General features: G+C 65.1%; 3 protein-coding genes and 1 pseudogene. 3 read left to right on the top strand and 1 reads right to left on the bottom strand.

Features of this window, described 5'->3' with window-relative positions:
* Window positions 1–841 (bottom strand): MOSC domain-containing protein (locus DBR12_RS11130; RefSeq protein ID WP_108617300.1); only part of this gene is annotated, 841 nt, incomplete at its 3' end.
* Window positions 842–935: 94 nt separating this feature from the next.
* Here DBR12_RS11130 and DBR12_RS11125 point away from each other — a divergent pair.
* From DBR12_RS11125 to DBR12_RS22765, 3 genes and pseudogenes are all read left to right on the top strand, one after another.
* Window positions 936–2078, top strand: coding sequence for an FAD-dependent monooxygenase (locus tag DBR12_RS11125; protein ID WP_108617303.1), 1143 nt, complete (start codon window positions 936–938; stop codon window positions 2076–2078).
* Window positions 2079–2134: 56 nt separating this feature from the next.
* Window positions 2135–2866: a DsbC family protein gene (locus DBR12_RS11120; protein ID WP_108617302.1), complete on the top strand. Its 732-nt coding sequence runs from the start codon at window positions 2135–2137 to the stop codon at window positions 2864–2866.
* 26 nt (window positions 2867–2892) lie between these two features.
* Window positions 2893–3670, top strand: a pseudogene (locus DBR12_RS22765) (peptidase M61); the annotation flags it as partial.

The following is a 3670-nucleotide window of genomic DNA, read 5'->3' as shown; positions in this document are numbered from 1 at the left end:
GCCCCACACGCAGCATCTGGCCTGCGCCCTGGCGCACGATGGCGTTCATGCCAAAGGTGATGGCGCCATCCACGCGCTTGTCCTGGCGGTAGGTACGCAGGGTGTCACCCACCTGCGGGCTGGATGCCGCCGTGGCCGGGTCGATATCCGGGATGGGGCAGCGCGCGCAGGGCTTGACCGGCTGCAGGTGAATCTCGCCGTCCGCCGCGCCGTCCACGCGCACCAGGTCCACCCGGTCTTCATCGTGGGCATCGACGCCTGCCAGCACCACGTTAGGCCGGAAGCGTTCAATGCCCACCGGCGCATGGCCTGCAGCAGCCAGTCGACTATTGAGTTCCTCCATCGAGGCCTCGCTGGCCACCAGGATCGGGAAGCCGTCCGCAAACTGGTTGGGCGCCTCCACCCCGCCCGTCCAATCCATGCTCGACAAGCGCCTATGCTCGGGGTCAAACCGCATCAGCCGGCAGGGTTGCCCGAGGAAGTCCGTGAACCACTGGGAGGCCACGGCCCCCATGTCCCAGGCGGGCACCGTGTCGCGCCACACGGTCACGGTGGCCGGGGCCTCAACGGCGTCCACCGCCACATGTAAGGCCAGCATGCCGGGGGCACGCAGCACCATCTCGTCGCTCTTGAGCTGCGGCCGGATCAGCGCCATGCGCGGCAGGGCGCGCTGGGTCAGGAACATGCCATCGGCATCCACCACCATCCAGGCCCGGTCCAGGTCCAGCCCGGTGTCCGTGAGCAGGGCCTCCTGCACCTCGATGCCCGCACAGGACTTGATGGGGTACACAAACAGCCGCGCGATGGTGCCAGACAGATCGGAATCGGGGTTGAAGCTCACGGCCAGGGGTTCCTCTTGAGAAATGGCGACAGGGCGGAAACCGCAATTCTGCCTTGTGGCATTGGGGCACGGGCGCCCTCCTACAATGACCGCCATGGCCCAAACCTTTGATATCTGTATACGCGGCGCCGGCATTGTGGGCAGGACCTTGGCATTGTTACTGGCACGCGAGCGGCTTAAAGTGGCCCTGGTGCCAGCCCCAGCCCCGGTCGGCGCGCCGGCAGCCGACGTCCGGGCCTATGCCCTGAACAGTGCGTCGCGCCAATTGCTCGAATCCCTGCGCAGCTGGCCGGATGCCGAGCACGCGACGGCCGTGCGGCAAATGCAGGTACAAGGAGACCAAGGCGGCGCCGTGGTGTTTGATGCCGAGCCGCAGGGCGTGGAGGCCCTGGCCTGGATTGTGGACGTGCCGGCCCTTGAGGCCCGCCTTGCCGAGGCCGTACGTTTTCAACCCCAGGTCGAAGTGGTGGAGGCCCCGGTGGCTGCGCCACTGACCGTGGTCTGCGAAGGCCGCGCCAGCAGCACGCGGGCCGAGTTCGGCGCCCGTTTCGAGGTCACGCCCTACGCACAGCATGCCATCGCCACCCGCGTGCGCTGCGAGCACCCCCATGGCCAGGTGGCGCGCCAGTGGTTCCTGCCCGATGGCATCCTGGCTTTTTTGCCTCTGGACGGCGCCGAAGGGAACTCTGTGGCCGTTGTGTGGTCCGTCTCACAGGAGCAGGTAGCGTCCTTGATGGCCCTGCCCCCAGAAGATTTCACCCAGGCTCTGCAAACCGCCAGCCAGCAGGCGCTGGGCACGCTGACCCTGTGCGCAGACCGTGCCAGTTGGCCTTTGCAATTGGCCAGGGCAGACCGCTGGTGTGGCAGCACAACCGCCGCTGGGACCAGCCCCCGCAGCTGGGGCAGTTGGGTATTGGCTGGCGATGCAGCCCACAACGTGCATCCCCTGGCAGGGCAAGGGCTCAACCTGGGGTTGGCCGATGTGCAGGCCCTGGCCGAGGTGCTGCGCACGCGCGACTACTGGCGCAGCGTGGCCGACTTGCGGATGCTGCGGCGCTACGAACGCAAGCGCAAGGCGGCCCTGGTCGCCATGGGTTTGGCCACGGATGGACTGCAGCAGTTGTTTGCACGCCAGGAAGCCCCATGGCAGGCGCTGCGCAACTGGGGGATGAAAGGCTTTGAACGCAGTGGCCCCCTGAAGGATTTTGTGACTCGCCGGGCAATGGGAATGCGCTGAAGACACGATGGGACGCCCGTGCGTCCTGCAAGTTATTGAGATTGAACGAGAACACCATGAAACTGACCACCCTCCTGCTGGCTGCCGCCGCAATGACCCTGAGCCTGACCGCGACCGCGCAGGAGGCCACCATCCGCAAGGCGCTGGCGGAGCGCATTCCCCAGATGGACAAGATCGACGAGGTCAGGCCCACGCCCATGGCGGGGTTGTTTGAAGTGCGCATAGGCACGGACCTGTTCTACACCGACGCCAAGGGCAACTACGTGATCCAGGGCGAGCTGATCGACACCAAGGCGCGCCGCAACCTCACGGAAGACCGCATCGCCAAGCTCACGGCCGTCGACTTTTCGGCTTTGCCGCTCAAGGACGCGTTCACCATCGTGCGCGGCGATGGCAAGCGCAAGGTGGCGGTGTTCGAAGACCCCAACTGCGGCTACTGCAAACGCTTTGAGCGTGACATGCAGAAGGTGGACAACGTCACGGTGTACCTGTTCCTCTACCCTATCCTGAGCCCCGACTCCGCCGAAAAATCGCGCAATATCTGGTGCTCGAAAGACCAGGCGGGTGCCTGGCAGGACATGATGGTGCGTGACAAGCCTGTCGCCTCGGCCAGCTGCGACACCAGCGCCCTGCAGCGCAACCTGATGTTCGGCAAGAAACACAAGATTACCGGTACACCTACGCTGATCTTTGCCAATGGCTCGCGCGTGCCTGGCGCCATCGGCACGCAAGAAGTTGAGAAACGCCTGGCGGAAGCCAGCAGCGAGACCTCTGGCACGACCAACTGATTCCGAGCACTTCCACCCAGCCGCCCATGCCCTCCTCACGCAGCACCCAGCCCGCAGAGGTTCACTACTGCATCACACCATCCGACGTGCATGCACACCTGTTCAGCGTATCGCTGACCATCGCCCGCCCTGCAGCACAGCAGGAGCTGTCCCTGCCTGTCTGGATTCCGGGCAGCTATCTGGTGCGGGAGTTTGCGAAAAACCTGCAGCAGCTGAACGCGCGCCAAGGCAAACGTGTGCTGCCTCTGGCCCAACTCGACAAGCACCGCTGGCAAGTGGCCTGCACGCCGGGCAAACCCCTGGAGCTGACTTATACGGTCTGCGCCTACGACAGTTCGGTGCGCACAGCATGGCTGGACGCCTCGCGTGGGTTTTTCAACGGCACCAGCCTGTGCCTGCGGGTGGATGGCCAGGAGAAGCACCGCCACACGCTGGATATTGCGCGCACTGCCGCCACGGCGCAGTGGTCCGTGGCCACAGGGCTGCAGGCGCTGGCCACTGACAAACAGGGCTTTGGCCTGTATGGCGCGACCGACTACGACGAGTTGGTGGATTGCCCCGTGGAACTGGGCCCGTTCTGGGTGGGCCGCTTCAAGGCCTGCGGCGTTCCCCACCAGTTTGTGGTGGCCGGTGCGGCCCCTTCCTTTGACGGCAAACGGTTGCTGGCCGACACCCAGAAGATCTGTGAGACTGCCATCCGTTTCTGGCATGGCACAGAGGGCAAGGCTCCGTTCAAGAGTTACCTGTTCATGCTCAATGCCGTGGCAGACGGCTACGGCGGGCTCGAGCACCGCAACTCCACGG

The sequence above is a fragment of the Acidovorax sp. HMWF029 genome (assembly GCF_003060895.1).
In the GTDB taxonomy this organism is placed as follows: Bacteria; Pseudomonadota; Gammaproteobacteria; order Burkholderiales; family Burkholderiaceae_C; genus Acidovorax.
Note: the sequence above shows the minus strand (reverse complement) of the source record. Positions and strands in the feature narration are given on the sequence as shown.